Consider the following 16,289-nt stretch of genomic DNA (forward strand, 5'->3'; position numbering starts at 1 on the left):
ATGCTTGAAATCGAAATCGACGGAAAAAAACTGACGGTCAACCAGGGCAGCACCATCATGGATGCAGCCCACACCGCTGGTACGCATATTCCCCACTTCTGCTACCACAAGAAACTGTCCATTGCGGCCAACTGTCGCATGTGCCTGGTGGAAGTGGAAAAGGCGCCCAAGCCTTTGCCGGCCTGTGCCACGCCGGTTACCGACGGCATGAAAGTGCATACTGCCTCGCCGCTGGCGAAGAAGGCACAGGCCGGGGTGATGGAGTTCCTGCTGATCAACCACCCGCTGGATTGCCCGATCTGCGATCAAGGCGGCGAATGCCAGCTGCAGGATCTGGCCGTGGGTTACGGCAACTCCTCCTCCCGCTACCAGGAAGAAAAGCGTGCGGTGGTCGGCAAGGACATGGGGCCGCTGGTTTCCGCCGAGGAAATGAGCCGCTGCATCCATTGCACCCGCTGCGTGCGCTTTACCGAAGAGATCGGTGGCTTCCAGGAAATCGGGATGGCCAACCGCAGCGAGTTCTCGGAAATCCTGCCCTTCCTCGGCAAGACCGTGAATTCGGAAATCTCCGGCAACGTCATCGACCTGTGCCCGGTGGGTGCACTGACTTCCAAGCCGTTCCGTTACAGTACCCGTGCCTGGGAGCTGTCGCGCCGCAAGTCGGTCAGCCCGCATGATGGTCTGGGCAGCAACCTGATTGTTCAGGTCAAGCAGAACCAGGTAATGCGTGTCCTGCCGCTGGAAAACGAAGACATCAACGAGTGCTGGATCGCTGACCGCGACCGCTTCTCGTATGAAGGTCTGAACAGCGTCGAGCGCCTGCAAAAGCCGATGATCAAGTTTGACGGCAAGTGGCACGAAACCGACTGGCAGACCGCACTGGAATACGTGGTCAAGGGCCTCAACGGCGTGGCCAAAGACTATGGCAAGGACGCCATCGGTTTCCTGGCCAGCCCGCACAGCACCACCGAAGAACTGTATCTGGCACAAAAGCTGGCGCGCAGCTTTGGTGTAAACAATATCGATGCCGCACTGCGCCGCAGTGACAAGCGTGTCGCCGTTGCGCAGCAAGGGGCGCTGTGGCTGGGCTCCAGCATCATCGAGTTGCTGGCTGCCAAATCGGTACTGGTAGTGGGTTCCACCCAGCGCAAGGAGCAGCCACTGCTGGCATCGCGCCTGCGCCAGGCGGTCAAGAAGGGTATGGCACTGAATGTGATCCATACCAGCGACGATGACCTGCTGACCCGTATCAACGGCAAGCTGATCGTGTCGCCGCTGGCGCTGGTCAATGCGCTGGCCCAGGTGCTGAAGGCCGCAGTGGAAATCAAGTCCGCATCGACTGCGCTGGACCTGTCTGCGGCCAACGTTAGCGCCGAAGCGCGCGCGATTGCCGACAGCCTGTGTGCGGCCGAATCCGCCGCCGTGGTACTGGGTAACGTGGCACAACACCACCCGGCGTTTGCCGAGTTGCTGTCGCTGGCCCAGGAAATCGGCCGCGTGACAGGTGCCCGTTTCGGTATCGCTGCCGAAGCCGCCAACAGCGTGGGTGCCGACATCGCCGGTGCCAACCCGCAACGCGGGCCGATGGGCAAGGCGGTCACTGCCGGTATCGGAGCCAGCGAGATGCTGGCCGCGCCGCGCAAGGCTTACCTGCTGCTCAACAGCGAGATCGAGGCCGATGCCTACAACAGCAGCCAGGCCGTTGCCGCGATGAAGCAGGCCGCCACCGTAATTGCCCTGACCGCATTCAAGGGTGAGTCGCTGCTGGACTACGCCGACGTGCTGCTGCCGATCGCGCCGTTCTCCGAAACGGCCGGTTCCTTCGTCAACATGGAAGGCAGGCTGCAGCCGTTCAACGGCGTGGTACGTCCACTGGGTGAAACCCGCCCGGCCTGGAAAGTACTGCGCGTGCTGGGCAACATGCTCAACCTGTCCGGTTTCGATTTCAACAGCGCGGAAGATGTGCGCGCCGAACTGCTGGCGCATGGCGACATCGCCGCGGCACTGAATAACCAACTGGCCAGTATTGCGGCCAACGTTGCCGCCGGCGACGCGCTGGTGCGTGTTGGTGAAGTGCCAATGTACCAGGCCGATGCCATCTGCCGCCGTGCCGTATCGCTGCAGAAGACTGCAGATGCCGCGGTACCCGTGATTGCCCTCAATCCGCAAGACATCGCCAAACTGGGTCTGGCGGCAGGTCAGCCTGCCATCGTCAGCCAGGGAGAGGCCGAAGTCCGCCTGCAACTGGTGGCCGACGCTGCCGTTGCTACCGGTGCGGTCCGTGTCGCTGCTGCCCATCCGGCAACGCAGGCACTGGGTGGTCTGTTCGAACCGATTCAGATCAAGCGAGGATAAGTCATGGAATTGCTGCAAAACTTGCTGGGAACCGAGGCCGGTCTGGCGGTATGGACCTTGCTGAAGATTCTGGCCATCGTTGCTCCGCTGATGATTGGTGTCGCCTATCTGACCTTGGCAGAACGCAAGGTGATCGGCTACATGCAGATCCGTATCGGCCCTAACCGTGTCGGCCCGAAAGGGCTGCTGCAGCCGATGGCCGACGGCCTCAAGCTGCTGCTGAAAGAGATCATTCTGCCGACCAGATCGAGCAAGGGGCTGTTTCTGATTGCGCCGGTACTGTCGATCATGCCGGCACTGGCAGCGTGGGCGGTGATCCCGTTCACCGATAGCTTGGTGCTGGCCAATATCGATGCATCCTTGCTGTTCATCATGGCGATCACCTCGATGGGTGTTTACGGCGTGATCGTGGCCGGCTGGGCGGGTAACTCCAAGTATTCCTTCCTTGGTGCGTTGCGCTCTTCCGCACAGATCGTGTCCTACGAAATCTCGATGGGCTTTGCGCTGGTTGGTGTCCTGATGGTGTCCGGCAGCCTGAACCTGGTTGACATCGTCAATCAGCAGGGTCATGGCATCGGTGGTGGCTCGGCACTGTCGTGGAACTGGCTGCCGCTGTTCCCGCTGTTCCTGGTGTACCTGATTTCCGGTGTTGCCGAAACCAACCGCGCTCCGTTCGACGTGGCGGAAGGCGAATCGGAGATCGTGGCGGGTTTCCACGTGGAATACTCCGGCATGGCCTTCGCCGTGTTCTTCCTGGCGGAATACGCCAACATGATCCTGGTATCGGCACTGACCGCCATCATGTTCATGGGTGGCTGGCTGTCGCCGTTCCCGGCATCGTGGGGTGCGCTGGGCGCGTCCGGTGTGATCTGGCTGCTGGTCAAGATGTCTCTGGTGCTGTTCATGTTCCTGTGGTTCCGTGCCACCTTCCCGCGCTATCGCTACGACCAGATCATGCGTCTGGGCTGGAAAATCTTCATCCCGCTGTCGCTGGTTTGGGTACTGGTGCTTGGTGCCTGGATGATGAGCCCGCTGTCGCTGTGGAACTGATAGGGATTGGATGAATAGCATGGAAATGATCCGAAATTTTTTCAAAACCTTCCTGCTGGTGGAGCTGGTGCAGGGCCTGATGGTGACCGGTCGTCACTTCTTCGCCCGCAAGATCACCGTCCAGTTCCCGGAAGAGAAGACCCCGATCTCGCCGCGCTTCCGTGGCCTGCACGCGCAGCGCCGTTACGCCAACGGTGAAGAGCGTTGCATCGCCTGTAAGCTGTGCGAGGCCGTGTGCCCGGCAATGGCCATCACCATCGAGTCGGAACAGCGTGACGACGGTACCCGTCGCACCAGCCGTTACGACATCGACCTGACCAAGTGCATCTTCTGCGGCTTCTGCGAAGAAGCCTGCCCGGTCGATGCCATTGTGGAAACGCACATTTTTGAATACCACGGCGAAAAACGTGGCGACCTCTACTACACCAAGCCGATGCTGCTGGCGGTGGGTGACAAGTACGAGGCTGAAATTGCGGCCAACAAGGCTGCCGATGCCAAGTATCGCTAAGGGGGAGACATGAGCTTTCAAGCTGTTGTGTTTTATGTGCTGTCGCTGGTCCTGATCGTCGCCGCGTTCCGCGTGGTGACGGCCAAGAATCCGGTTCATGCAGCCTTGTATCTGGTACTGGCGTTCTTTACCGCTTCCGGCCACTGGCTGCTGCTGCAGGCCGAGTTCCTGGCCATTGCCCTGGTGCTGGTCTATGTCGGTGCGGTGATGGTGTTGTTCCTGTTCGTGGTGATGATGCTGGACATCAATATCGAGAAGCTACGCGAAGGCTTCTGGCAGCACTTCCCGCTGGCCGGCACCGTGGCGCTGGTGATGGTGGCCGAGATGGTGCTGATCCTGTCCAGCCCGGAGGCCAACCTTGCCGGCTTCCAGGCCGGTCCTGCGGTTGCGGCCGATGCCAGCAACGTGCGCGAACTGGGTCGTCAGCTGTATACCGTTTACCTGCTGCCATTCGAGGCGGCGGCGGTCGTGCTGCTGGTCGCGATGGTTGCCGCCATCGGCATCACCATGCGCAAGCGTGCCGACAGCAAGTACATCAATCCGGCGGAGCAGGTGCGGGTGCGTCGTAATGACCGCGTGCGCATGGTTCAGGTTCAGGCGGTGAAGCCTGAAGCGGACTCTGCTTCTGACATCAACGAGCAACAGGCCTGACGGCCGATTAGGAGGACACGTGCTTTCACTCACACACTTCCTGGTTCTGGCCGGCATCCTGTTTGCCATCAGCGTACTGGGTATTTTCCTGAACCGGAAAAACCTGATCATTCTGCTGATGGCCATCGAACTGATGTTGCTGGCGGTGAACTACAACTTCATCGCGTTTTCGCACTATCTGTCTGATACGGCTGGGCAGATCTTCGTCTTCTTCATCCTTACCGTCGCGGCGGCAGAGTCGGCGATTGGTCTGGCGATTCTGGTGGTGTTGTTCCGTAAACTGGACACCATCAACGTAGAAGACTTGGGCAGCCTCAAAGGCTAAGGCAACCGGATACCACTTTAAAAAGCACGACAAACATGGATATGAAGAGCTTATACCTGCTGATTGCGCTCTCACCTCTGGTGGGGTCGGTCATTGCAGGCCTGTTTGGATGGGCGATTGGTCGCCGTGCTGCACACGTTGTTACCATTCTTGGCGTGGCAGTTTCGGCGGTTCTCTCGATTGGCGTACTGAAGGGCTTCCTTGACGGCAGCACCCAGGTATTCAATGCCCCTGTATACACTTGGTTGACGGTCGGTGGTTTCGAGTTCTCCGTCGGCTTCCTCGTTGACTCGCTGACCGCGATGATGCTGGTGGTGGTGACCAGCGTGTCGCTGATGGTGCATATCTACACCATCGGCTACATGCACGAAGACCCGGGTTACCAGCGCTTCTTCAGCTACATCTCGCTGTTTACCTTCTCGATGCTGATGCTGGTGATGTCCAACAACTTCATCCAGCTGTTCTTTGGCTGGGAAGCGGTGGGTCTGGTCTCCTATCTGCTGATCGGCTTCTGGTTCAAGCGTCCAACCGCGATCTTCGCCAACCTGAAGGCCTTTCTGGTCAACCGCGTGGGGGACTTCGGCTTCCTGCTCGGTATCGGCCTGGTATTGGCCTATTTTGGCGGTTCGCTGAACTACAGCGACGTGTTCGCTGCGGCGCCAGCGTTGGCCAGCAAGACCATCCAGATCATCCCGGGCGTGGAATGGTCGCTGCTGACCGTGACCTGCATCCTGCTGTTCATCGGCGCGATGGGTAAGTCGGCGCAGTTCCCGCTGCATGTTTGGCTGCCGGACTCGATGGAGGGTCCGACTCCGATCTCCGCACTGATCCACGCTGCCACCATGGTGACCGCCGGTATCTTCATGGTCTCGCGCATGAGCCCGCTGTTCGAAATGTCGGATACCGCACTGAACGTGGTGATGGTGGCCGGCTCGATTACCGCGCTGTTCATGGGTTTCCTGGGCGTGGTGCAGAACGATATCAAGCGCGTGGTGGCTTATTCCACCCTGTCGCAGCTGGGTTACATGACCGTGGCACTGGGCGCCTCCGCCTACTCGGTGGCCATGTTCCACGTGATGACGCATGCCTTCTTCAAGGCGCTGCTGTTCCTTGGCGCCGGTTCCGTGATCATGGGCATGCACCATGACCAGGACATGCGTAACATGGGCGGCCTGCGCAAGTACATGCCGGTTACCTGGATCACCTCGCTGCTGGGTTCGCTGGCACTGATTGGTACTCCGTTCTTCTCCGGCTTCTACTCCAAGGATTCCATCATCCTGGCCGTGGAGCACAGTAACCTGGCGGCTTCCGGCTTTGCCTACTTTGCCGTGATCGCCGGCGTGTTCGTGACCGCGTTCTACTCTTTCCGCATGTACTTCCTGGTCTTCCACGGCAAGGAACGCTGGATGGAGAACCACGGTTCGCACCACGCCCATGAAGGCGATCATGACGACGAAGAACCGTCCGATGACCACCACCATGGTCTGGGCCCGAACGACAAGCCGCACGAGTCGCCATGGGTGGTAACCCTGCCACTGGCACTGCTGGCAATTCCTTCGGTGCTGATCGGCTTCTTCGCCATCCATCCGCTGGTTGGTGGCGAGTTCTTCAACGGCGTGATTTTCACCAACCTGGAAGCGCATCCGGGTCTGGAGGCGGCAATGCATCATGCCCATGATGCGATGGCCATGGGTCTGCACGCCTTCATGACTCTGCCGTTCTGGTTGGCCGCAGCCGGTGTGGCACTGGCCTGGTTCTTCTATATGAAGGCGCCGCACATCCCGGCTTCCATCAAGCAGAAGTTCTCCGGCGTACACACGCTACTCGAGAACAAGTACTACATGGACGAGCTGTACTTCGCCGTGTTTGCCAACGGTTCGCGCGCACTGGGCACTTTCTTCTGGAAAGCCGGTGACATGCTGCTGATCGATGGCTTGCTGGTGAATGGCAGCGCCCGTCTGGTCGGCTCGGTATCCAGAGCGGTCCGCAAGCTGCAAACCGGTTTCATCTACAGCTACGCTGCGGTGATGATCATCGGGGTGCTGGTTCTGATGACGTACTGGTTCAAGCCGCTGATCCTCCGTTAAGGATCGGTACCGGAATCGATATAACAAATTAGGTTCTCGATATGTTTGCTAATCCTTTGAGTCTGGTGATCTGGACCCCCATCGTAGCCGGCCTGCTGGTGCTGGCGACCGGTGGCGACCAGCGCGCACCGCTGGCGCGCTGGCTGGCGCTGGCTGGTGGCGTGCTGGGGTTCCTGGTGTCGCTCCCGTTGTTTACGCAGTTCGACAACCTGCATGGCGGCATGCAGTTTGTCGAAAACATGCCGTGGATCGAATCCCTCGGTATCAACTATCACTTGGGGGTGGACGGCATCTCGATGCTGTTCATCGTGCTGAACAGCTTCACTACGCTGATGGTGATCCTGGCCGGCTGGGAGGTGATCCAGAAGCGCACCGCGCAGTACATGGCCGCGTTCCTGATCATGTCCGGCCTGATCAACGGCGCCTTCGCGGCGCTGGACGCGATCCTGTTCTACGTGTTCTTCGAGGGCATGCTGATCCCGATGTACCTGATCATCGGTGTGTGGGGCGGTCCGCGTCGCGTTTACGCTTCGATCAAGTTCTTTCTGTACACTCTGCTGGGTTCGCTGCTGATGCTGGTGGCGTTCATCTACCTGTACTTCCAGGCCGGCAACAGCTTTGACATCCAGGCCTTCCAGGCACTGAAGCAGATCCCGATGCAGGTGCAGATCCTGCTGTTCATCGCCTTCTTCCTGTCGTTTGCGGTGAAGGTGCCGATGTGGCCGGTGCACACCTGGTTGCCGGATGCCCACGTAGAGGCGCCAACCGGTGGTTCCATGGTGCTGGCGGCGATCACGCTGAAGATCGGTGCGTACGGCTTCCTGCGGTTTGCACTGCCTATCGTGCCGGATGCGTCGATCGAGCTGGCCCCGATCATGATCGGCCTGTCGCTGGTAGCGGTGGTGTACATTGGTCTGGTGGCACTGGTGCAGACCGATATGAAGAAACTGGTGGCCTACTCCTCCATCTCGCACATGGGCTTCGTGACGCTGGGCATGTTCCTGTTCACCGGCAGCCAGATGAATGCGTGGGCGGTGGAAGGTGCACTGGTACAGATGGTGTCGCACGGCTTCGTCTCCGCCGCGATGTTCTTCTGCATCGGCGTGATGTATGACCGCGTGCACAGCCGCAACATCGCCGACTACGGCGGTGTCGCCAACAAGATGCCGATTTTCGCCGCCTTCATGATGCTGTTCGGCATGGCCAACTCCGGTCTGCCTGCCACTTCCGGCTTCGTCGGCGAATTCATGGTGATCATGGGCGCGGTGCAGGTGAACTTCCTGGTTGCCGCACTGGCTGCCACCACCCTGATCTTCGGTGCCGCCTACACCCTGTGGATGTACAAGCGCGTGATCTTTGGTGATGTGAACAACCACCATGTCGAAGAGATGAAGGACGTCAACAAGCGTGAATTCCTGATTCTGGTGATCCTGGCCGTGACCGTACTGGGCATGGGTCTGTACCCGCAGCTGTTCGTTGAGAAGATGCACCTGTCTGTCAATGAACTGATCGCGCACGTTGCGCAAAGCAAGCTCTAAGAGGCCACAAGGAATACGAAATGAATTGGGCTGATCTCAATCTGATGCCGGCTTTGCCAGAGATGTTCCTGCTGGGGGCTCTGTCGGTAATCCTCATTCTTGACCTGTTTATCCCGGACGCCAAGCGCGGCATCACCTACGCACTGTCGCTGCTGACACTGCTGGTTTGTGCCGTGATCCAGGTTTCCACTTTCGAGCCGTTCGCCACCATTACCCTCAGTGGCATGTTTGTCGATGATCCGCTGTCGGACATCGTCAAGGTGGCGATGTACGGCGTGACGGCACTGGTGCTGGTTTACACCCGCCAGTACGTCAAGGACCGCGGCCTGTTCAAGGGTGAATATTTCACCCTGACCCTGTTCGCCCTGCTGGGCATGAACCTGATGGTGTCGGCCAGCAACTTCGTCAGCCTGTACCTGGGCCTGGAACTGCTGTCGCTATCGCTGTACTCGCTGATCGCGCTGCAGCGTGAGTCCGGTCGTGCCATCGAAGCCGCGATGAAGTACTTCGTGCTCGGCGCGCTGGCTTCCGGCCTGCTGCTGTACGGGGTCTCGATGGTGTACGGTGCCACCGGTTCGCTGGAACTGGCCAAGGTGGCTCAGGCGATCGCCTCGGGCAGCGCCAACCAGACGCTGCTGGTCTTCGGCCTGGTGTTCATCGTGGCCGGTCTCGCGTTCAAGCTGGGCGCGGTACCGTTCCACATGTGGGTACCTGACGTTTACCAGGGCTCGTCCACCGCGATGACGCTGATGATCGGTGCCGCACCGAAACTGGCGGCCTTCGTATTCGTGATCCGCATCCTGGTGCAGGGTCTGGGCGAAATGGTGGCCGACTGGCAGGGCATGCTGGTGATTCTGGCGGTGCTGTCGATGGCCATCGGTAACCTGACCGCCATTGCGCAGACCAACCTCAAGCGCATGCTGGCCTACTCGACCATCTCGCACATGGGTTTCCTGCTGCTGGGCCTGATCGCCGGCAATGCCGAAGGCTACTCCGCTGCACTGTTCTACGTGATCGTTTACGTGCTGACCTCGCTGGCCGGTTTCGGCATCCTGCTGGGCCTGTCGCGTGCCGGTTTCGAGTGCGAGACACTGGACGACCTGAAGGGCCTCAACGGCCGCAACAGCTGGTATGCGCTGCTGATGCTGCTGGCACTGTTCTCGATGGCAGGTATCCCGCCACTGGCCGGCTTCTACGCCAAGTTTGCGGTGATCCAGTCCATCGTCAACATCAACCTGCTGTGGCTGGCGATCGTGGCGGTGATGATGTCGCTGATCGGTGCCTTCTACTACCTGCGTGTGGTCAAGGTAATGTATTTCGATGACGTGCAGGATCACAGCCCGATCACCATCTCCGGTGACATGAAGCTGATACTGTCGCTCAATGCCATCGCCCTGCTGGTGCTGGGTATGATGCCGGAGCGCCTGATTGCGATGTGTGTCGAAGCGATGCAACAATCCCTCGTCATCCTGTAAGGAAACAGCATGGAAGCCAGCGTCATCACCCTGTTACTGCTCGCGTTTGTTGCGGCCAACCTGCCATTCATGACCCGGCGCATCGCCGGCGTCTGGCAGGTCGCCAACAAGCACTTCGGCTGGCAGTTGCTGGAGCTGGTGGCGCTGTACCTGCTGTTGGGGGGGCTGGCGCAGCTGCTGGAAGGCCGCCATTCGCCGGTACACGTGCAGAAGTGGCAGTTTTACGTCACTACCCTGGCACTGTTCCTGGTATTCGCATTCCCCGGCTTCATCGGGCGCTACTTCTGGAAAAAACGCGGCATCTGAGCTGCTGTACGGCGCCACAAGAACGCCACGATCCGATCGTGGCGTTCTTGTTTGCATGTACCCTCGGCGCATCATGCAGGGGAGGACTATGGCCGGTCACACAGGCAGCATAAGTGGTGCCGGTTATTTACTTAGCCAAAACCGTACCAAGTGAAAGCTGGAGTGATTTACTCGGCTTTGCTATAGTCCGTTCCGTTGTATTGATCCATTGATCAATAATCAGAAGGAATAAGCAATCATGAAAAAGACCTTACTCACCCTGACGCTGCTGGGCGTTGCGGCCAACGTTTACGCTGCCGACCTGCTGGACACCGTGCAGCAGCGCGGCACGCTGAAGATCGCGCTGGAAGGCACCTACCCGCCGTTCAACTTCAAGGACAAGGATCAGAAGCTGACCGGTTTCGAGGTGGAGCTGGGCGCGGCACTGGCGCAGAAGCTGAAGCTGAAGCCGGAATTCATCACCGGCGAGTGGAGCGGCCTGCTGGCCGGCCTGCAGGGCGGCAAGTTCGACGTGGTGCTGAACCAGGTGTCGATCACCGACAAGCGCAAGGAAGTGTTCGACTTCTCGCAGCCGTACACCCTCTCCAGCGCGCAGCTGATCGTGCGCAAGAACGAGAAGCGCAGCTTCAAGAGCCTGGCCGACCTCGCCGGCAAGAAGATGGGCGTGACCCAGGGCAGCAACTACGCCGAGATGGTGAAGGCGCAGGGCGGTATCGAGTCCAAGTTCTACCCGTCGGCCGCGGAAATCTTCCAGGATCTGGCCACCGGCCGCATCGATGCCGGCATCAACGACAGCCTGCTGATCCCGTTCGCGATCAAGGAAGCCAAGCTGCCGCTGAAGGCAGGCGCCGCGGTGGGCAGTGCGACGCAAATGGGCATCCCGTTTGCCAAGGGCAATCCGAAGTTCAAGGTGGCGCTGGACGGCGCGCTGAATGCCTTGCACAAGGACGGCAGCTTCAAGAAAATCTCGGTGAAGTGGTTCGGCATCGACGTATCGAAGGCGCCGGGCGCACGCTGAGCGCTGCGGCCAACCTTGACGCCTCCGCCAGTCGCGGAGGCGTTTGTATTTGAAGGATGAATGATGGAATGGCTTGAGTTGGCAATGACTGCCGCCCCGGTGCTGATGACCGGGGTCGGCTATACCTTGCTGTTCGCGGTCTCGGCGATGGTGCTGGGCCTGACGCTGGGCTTCGCCGTGGCGCTGGTGCGCATCGCGCAGGTGCCGCTGCTGTCGCAGCTGGCGGCGCTGTACGTCAGCCTGATGCGCGGCACGCCGCTGCTGGTGCAGATTTTTGTCATCTACTACGGCCTGCCCAGCGTCGGCATCGAGTTCGAGCCGGTCACCGCCGGCATTCTGGCGCTGACGCTGAACGTGGCCGCCTACCTGTCGGAGAGCCTGCGCGGCGCGATGGCCGGCATCGAGCGCGGGCAGTGGGACGCGGCATTGTCGCTGGGCCTGGGCTGGTGGCCTGCGGTGCGCTTCGTCATCGCGCCGCAGGCGGTACGGCTGGCGGTGCCCAGCCTCGCCAACAGCCTGATCTCGCTGATCAAGGACACCTCGCTGGTGTCGGTGATCACCGTCTCCGAGCTGATGATGGTGACCAAGGACCTGATCGCGCAGACTTTCCAGCCGCTGCCGCTGTACCTGATGGCGGCGGCGATCTACTGGGTGTTGAGCGCGCTGTTCGAACAGGTGCAGCAACGGGTGGAGCGCCACTTCGGCCACGCCCACGCCCGCTGACGCGCCCCATGCGGCCATGAGCGAAACGAGGGATACCATGAAATTTGCCACCAAGGCGATCCACGCTGGTTTTGACTACCACCAGCACAACCGCGCGGTGATGCCGCCGATCTACCAGACCTCCGCCTTTGCCCACGACGCGGTGGGCGAGTCGCTGGAATTCGCCTACGCCCGCACCGGCACCCCGACACGGGCGGCGCTGGAGGCCAACTTCGCGGCGCTGGAAGACGCGGCGCACGGCCTCGCCTTCGCCAGCGGCATGGCGGCGATCGACGCGGTGCTGCGCGCCACGCTGGGGCCCGGCGACGAGGTGATCGCGGTGGCCGACCTGTACGGCGGCGCCTACCGCATCCTCGACAAGGTGCTGGCGGTGCAGGGCATCAAGGTGACCTTTGCCGACCTGTCCGCTGCGGCCAACCTTGAGGCCGTCATCAGCAGCAACACCCGGTTGCTGTGGCTGGAGACGCCGACCAACCCGCTGCTGGGCATGGTCGACATCGCCGCGCTGGCGGCAATCGCGCACGGCCACGGGGCGGTGGTGGCGGTGGACAACACCTTCGCCACGCCCTACCTGCAGAACCCGCTGAACCAGGGCGCCGACATCGTGGTGCACTCCGCCACCAAGTACCTCGGCGGCCACTCCGACGTGCTGCTGGGGCTGGTGGCGGTCAACGACGCGGCGCTGTTCAAGGCGATCAAGTTCATCCAGAACGCCGCCGGTGCGGTACCGGGGCCGCAGGACTGTTTCCTGACCCTGCGCGGCATCAAGACGCTGGCGCTGCGCATGGAGCGGCACTGTGACAACGCCGAGAAGGTGGCCGCCTTCCTGCAGGGCCATCCGGCGATCGACAAGGTGTTCTTCCCCGGCCTGCCCGAACACCCGGGCCACGAACTGGCCAAACGCCAGATGCGCCGCTTTGGTGGCATCGTCACCGTGTACCTGAAGGAAGACAGCCGCGCCGCCGCCAGCCGCGTCGCCAGCCGGCTGCAGCTGTTTCTGCTGGCGGAGTCGCTGGGCGGGGTGGAGTCGCTGGTCAACCACAGCTACACCATGTCGCACGGCGGCATGCCGCCGGAGCAGAAGGCGGCGCTGGGTATCCGCGAGGGCCAGCTGCGCTTGTCGATCGGCATCGAGGACATCGACGACATCCTCGCCGACCTGGCGCAGGCGCTGGTGGACTGAGCCGTATCATTGCCGCTTGAACGACAAGGCCACGCCCATCGGGCGTGGCCTTGTGCTTTGCGGCTGCGGCCAACGTTGGCCGCAAGGCGCTTGCCTGAGCCGCGCCGCGTTGGTGTCGATGACATAGGCAGCCCGGATGCACTGCGCTTATCCGGGCCAAGCTGACTGAGCCGGACTATGGCCGCTTGAACGACAAGGCCACGCCCATCGGGCGTGGCCTTGTGCTTTTCGGCTGCGACCAACCTTGGTCGCAGCCCAGTCCGGGAAAACAAAAGCCACGCTCTTGAGCGTGGCTTTTTTCATGCTGCGAAACGCTGGCTGGGCTTACTTGAACAGCGCGGCGTTGGCGTCGATGGCGGCCAGTGCGCACTGCTCGTCGAGGTGGCCGCCGGGGGCGCCGCCGATGCCGATGGCGCCGATCACCTCGTTACCGGCCTTCAGCGGCACGCCACCACCCAGCAGCAGGAAGCCGGGGATGTCGGTGAGGTTGGCCGCGCCCGGATTCTTCTGCGCGTTTTCCATCATCGCCTGGGTCGGCGCCTTGGCGGAGGCGGAGGTGAACGCCTTGGCACGGCTGGCCTCGATGGTGTGCGGGCCGGCATTGTCGGCGCGGGCGAAGGCTTTCAGGTTGCCGGCGCGGTCGACCACGCTCACCGCCACGTTCCAGCCCTTGGCCTGGCACTGCGCCACCGCGTCGCTGGCCAGTTTCTGCGCGTCGGCCAGCGCGATATTGCGTTCGGTCACCGGGGCGGCATGGGCGGCGCTGGCAGCGAGCAGGGTAACGGCGATGAGGGTACGGATCATGATCAAGCTCCTGTGCGGAATGAGTGGGGACGACAGGATCAGCTTAGCTGTTGCACCGCCGGCGCGATATTCGGTCGATTACGCGCCTCCCTCCGTAGCAGTACGGAGCCGGAGGCTGGCCGCGGCACGAGCGGCGGGCGCGGGCCGGGCTGCCCGGCGCGCTTGGTGCCGGAGTGCGGCGCCTTGCCGGCGCGACGCTCAGCGCTGCGGCAGCAGCAGCAGGTAGTGGCGGATCAGCTGCGCCAGGGTGTCGACCTCCAGCTTGGCGAACACGTTGGCGCGATAGGTTTCCACCGTGCGCGGCGACAGCGCCAGCTCGCGCGCGATCTCCTTGTTGGTCATGCCGTCGGCGATGCGCTGCAGCACGTCCAGCTCGCGCCCGGACAGCCGTTGCAGCCGCTGCTGCGCGGCGAGGCTGGCGGCCTGCTTGTCGCGGCGGGCGATGTGCTGGCGCACCGCTTTTTGCACGCTGTCGAGGAACACGTCGTCGTCGACCGGTTTCTGCAGGAATTCCTCGGCGCCGTTCTTGAACGCGCGGCGACAGAGGTCGACGTTGCCGTGGCCGGTGAGCATGATCACCGGCAGATCGCTGCCGGCGGCGAGGGTGTCGAGCACGTCCAGCCCGCTGATGCCGGGCATGCGGATGTCCAGCACCACGCAGCCGATGCCGTGGCGGTCGTGCTGCGCCAGGAACTGCTGCGGGCTGGCAAAGCCCTCGGCGCGCAGGCCGACGCTTTTCAGCAGCAGCGCCAGTGCCTCGCGCACCGCGTCGTCGTCGTCGACCAGGTAGATCAGCGGGGAGTGGTGCTGGTTCATGGTGTTTCCTCGTCGGCCAGCGGCAGGCGCAGCGTGAAGCAGGCGCCGCCGGCGGGCAGGTTGGCCGCAGTGAGCTGGCCGTGCAGGCTGTGCGCCAGGGTCTCGCACAGGCTCAGGCCCAGCCCCATGCCGCCGGGCTTGGTGCTGAAAAAGGGCTGGAACAGCTGCGGCAGGTCGGCCTCGGCGATGCCGGGGCCGCTGTCGCGGACTTGCAGCCGGTAGCGGCCGGCGTCGATGTCGGCGCGGATCTCGATGCTGCCGGGCTGGCCGGCCAGCGCGTCGACGGCGTTCTGCAGCAGGTTGTGCACGATCTGCTCCAGTGCCACGCTGTCGGCCAGCGGCCGCCGCCCGGCGCTGGCATCGAGGCAGTGCAGGCGGATGCCCTGTGCCGCCAGCTCTGCCTGGCGCAGGTCCTGTACCGAGGCCAGCAGCGCGGCGCTGTCGACGCCAGCCAGCGGCTGCGGCGCCTGCTGCGTCACCAGCGCGCGCAGGCGGGTGATGATGTCGCCGGCGCGCTTGGCCTGCGCCGCGCTGCTGGCCAGTGCCTGGCGCACCGTGTCGCGCTCGTCGTCGTCGTCCAGCAGCCGCTGGCAGGCGCGCAGGTTGGCGAGGATGGCGGTCAGCGGCTGGTTCAGCTCGTGTGCCATGCCGGCGGCCATCTCGCCCAGGGTGCTGAGGCGGCTGACGGCGGCCAACCTTGCCTGTTCCCGCTCGCGCTGTGCCTGTAGCCGCGCCTGGCGGCGGCTGTGCTGCCACGCCAGCAGCAGCGCCAGCGCCGCGCTGACCGCCAGCCAGCTCAGCCACGGCCACTGCGCGATGCCGTAGCGCTGCTGGCTATGAAAGGTGAACGGCTGCGCGCTGGTCGGCAGCGGCTTGGCTAGCGCCATCGGCCAGCCCCAGGCCGGCATCGGCTGGTTCAGCAGCACGCTGTTGCCACCGGGCAATTGCAGCTGCACCCGCTGCAGCGTGGCCGGCCACTCGCCGGCCGCCAGCAGGCGGCGGCTGTCGAGCAGCAGGCTCCAGCCGGACGGCGCCACCAGCCAGTATTGTGCGACCCCGGCGGCCTGGGTCTGGATGCGGCGCTGTTGCCGCGCCCGTGCCAGCGTGGCGGCCAGTGGCGGCGGTGTGCTGTCGCTGCCCAGCCAGCGTCCGTCCTGCCGCAGGCCCAGCGCCAGCAGCTGCGGCATCGCCGGGCGCAGGCCGGCCAGCAGTTCCGCCGCGGGTGGCGGCCGTTGCTGCAGCGCGAGGGTGGCCAGTACCGCCTCGTGCTGCACCATCTTCTGGCTGAGCAGACGGTGGGCGATGCTGCTGTTCTGCTGGAACTGGCTGCGTTGCTGGCTGAAGCCGGCCAGCAGCAGCACGCCGCCGGCGAGCAGGCTCAGCAGCAGCCAGCTGGCGGGCAGCAGATAGGGGCGCAGGGGTGTCATGCCGGCATTATGGCATTGCCGCG

Annotated in this window: 15 protein-coding genes; 12 read left to right on the top strand and 3 right to left on the bottom strand. The window is 62.6% G+C overall.

Annotated features, from left to right (window positions below; translation table 11 throughout):
* From nuoG to IE083_RS10460, 12 genes are all read left to right on the top strand, one after another.
* Complete coding sequence (nuoG, locus tag IE083_RS10405; RefSeq protein WP_189353534.1) at nucleotides 1-2,355, top strand: NADH-quinone oxidoreductase subunit NuoG; 2,355 nt, start codon at nucleotides 1-3, stop codon at nucleotides 2,353-2,355.
* 3 nt (nucleotides 2,356-2,358) lie between these two features.
* The gene (gene nuoH / locus IE083_RS10410) at nucleotides 2,359-3,405 is read left to right on the top strand and encodes an NADH-quinone oxidoreductase subunit NuoH (RefSeq protein ID WP_189353535.1); all 1,047 of its coding nucleotides are present in this window, start codon (nucleotides 2,359-2,361) and stop codon (nucleotides 3,403-3,405) included.
* A 28-nt stretch (nucleotides 3,406-3,433) separates the two neighbouring features.
* Nucleotides 3,434-3,913 (top strand): NADH-quinone oxidoreductase subunit NuoI, encoded by a 480-nt coding sequence (nuoI, locus tag IE083_RS10415; RefSeq protein ID WP_197693963.1) that lies wholly within the window; start codon nucleotides 3,434-3,436, stop codon nucleotides 3,911-3,913.
* A 9-nt stretch (nucleotides 3,914-3,922) separates the two neighbouring features.
* Entirely contained in the window at nucleotides 3,923-4,564 is a 642-nt protein-coding gene (locus IE083_RS10420) for an NADH-quinone oxidoreductase subunit J (RefSeq protein WP_189353536.1), read from the top strand.
* Nucleotides 4,565-4,583: 19 nt separating this feature from the next.
* Nucleotides 4,584-4,889 carry an NADH-quinone oxidoreductase subunit NuoK gene (gene nuoK, locus IE083_RS10425; RefSeq protein WP_189353537.1) on the top strand — a complete coding sequence of 102 codons (306 nt, stop codon included), beginning with the start codon at nucleotides 4,584-4,586 and terminating at the stop codon, nucleotides 4,887-4,889.
* Between the two features lie 35 nt (nucleotides 4,890-4,924).
* A complete protein-coding gene (gene nuoL, locus IE083_RS10430) occupies nucleotides 4,925-6,976 on the top strand; it encodes an NADH-quinone oxidoreductase subunit L (protein ID WP_189353538.1) in 2,052 nt (683 codons plus the stop codon).
* A 41-nt stretch (nucleotides 6,977-7,017) separates the two neighbouring features.
* A complete protein-coding gene (locus IE083_RS10435) occupies nucleotides 7,018-8,514 on the top strand; it encodes an NADH-quinone oxidoreductase subunit M (protein WP_189353539.1) in 1,497 nt (498 codons plus the stop codon).
* A gap of 20 nt (nucleotides 8,515-8,534) precedes the next feature.
* The gene (gene nuoN, locus IE083_RS10440) at nucleotides 8,535-9,989 is read left to right on the top strand and encodes an NADH-quinone oxidoreductase subunit NuoN (protein ID WP_189353540.1); all 1,455 of its coding nucleotides are present in this window, start codon (nucleotides 8,535-8,537) and stop codon (nucleotides 9,987-9,989) included.
* Between the two features lie 9 nt (nucleotides 9,990-9,998).
* Nucleotides 9,999-10,295: a DUF2818 family protein gene (locus tag IE083_RS10445; protein WP_189353541.1), complete on the top strand. Its 297-nt coding sequence runs from the start codon at nucleotides 9,999-10,001 to the stop codon at nucleotides 10,293-10,295.
* A 238-nt stretch (nucleotides 10,296-10,533) separates the two neighbouring features.
* Nucleotides 10,534-11,313: a transporter substrate-binding domain-containing protein gene (locus IE083_RS10450; protein WP_189353542.1), complete on the top strand. Its 780-nt coding sequence runs from the start codon at nucleotides 10,534-10,536 to the stop codon at nucleotides 11,311-11,313.
* A 60-nt stretch (nucleotides 11,314-11,373) separates the two neighbouring features.
* The gene (locus IE083_RS10455) at nucleotides 11,374-12,036 is read left to right on the top strand and encodes an amino acid ABC transporter permease (RefSeq protein WP_268245131.1); all 663 of its coding nucleotides are present in this window, start codon (nucleotides 11,374-11,376) and stop codon (nucleotides 12,034-12,036) included.
* 37 nt (nucleotides 12,037-12,073) lie between these two features.
* Complete coding sequence (locus IE083_RS10460; protein ID WP_189353543.1) at nucleotides 12,074-13,219, top strand: trans-sulfuration enzyme family protein; 1,146 nt, start codon at nucleotides 12,074-12,076, stop codon at nucleotides 13,217-13,219.
* 324 nt (nucleotides 13,220-13,543) lie between these two features.
* Here IE083_RS10460 and IE083_RS10465 read toward each other — a convergent pair whose 3' ends face one another.
* The 3 genes from IE083_RS10465 to IE083_RS10475 all read right to left on the bottom strand — a co-directional run bounded on the left by IE083_RS10465 (nucleotide 13,544) and on the right by IE083_RS10475 (nucleotide 16,266).
* On the bottom strand, nucleotides 13,544-14,023 hold the full coding sequence (locus IE083_RS10465) for a GlcG/HbpS family heme-binding protein (protein ID WP_189353544.1): 480 nt from the start codon (nucleotides 14,021-14,023) through the stop codon (nucleotides 13,544-13,546).
* A 198-nt stretch (nucleotides 14,024-14,221) separates the two neighbouring features.
* Nucleotides 14,222-14,839, bottom strand: a complete 618-nt coding sequence (locus tag IE083_RS10470; protein ID WP_189353545.1) for a response regulator transcription factor — start codon at nucleotides 14,837-14,839, stop codon at nucleotides 14,222-14,224.
* Nucleotides 14,836-16,266, bottom strand: a complete 1,431-nt coding sequence (locus IE083_RS10475) for a sensor histidine kinase (RefSeq protein WP_189353546.1) — start codon at nucleotides 16,264-16,266, stop codon at nucleotides 14,836-14,838. The genes IE083_RS10470 and IE083_RS10475 overlap by 4 nt, the downstream gene beginning before the upstream one ends.
* Nucleotides 16,267-16,289 lie beyond the last annotated feature (23 nt).

It is taken from the genome of Vogesella fluminis, from assembly GCF_014652335.1.
GTDB lineage: Bacteria > Pseudomonadota > Gammaproteobacteria > Burkholderiales > Chromobacteriaceae > Vogesella > Vogesella fluminis.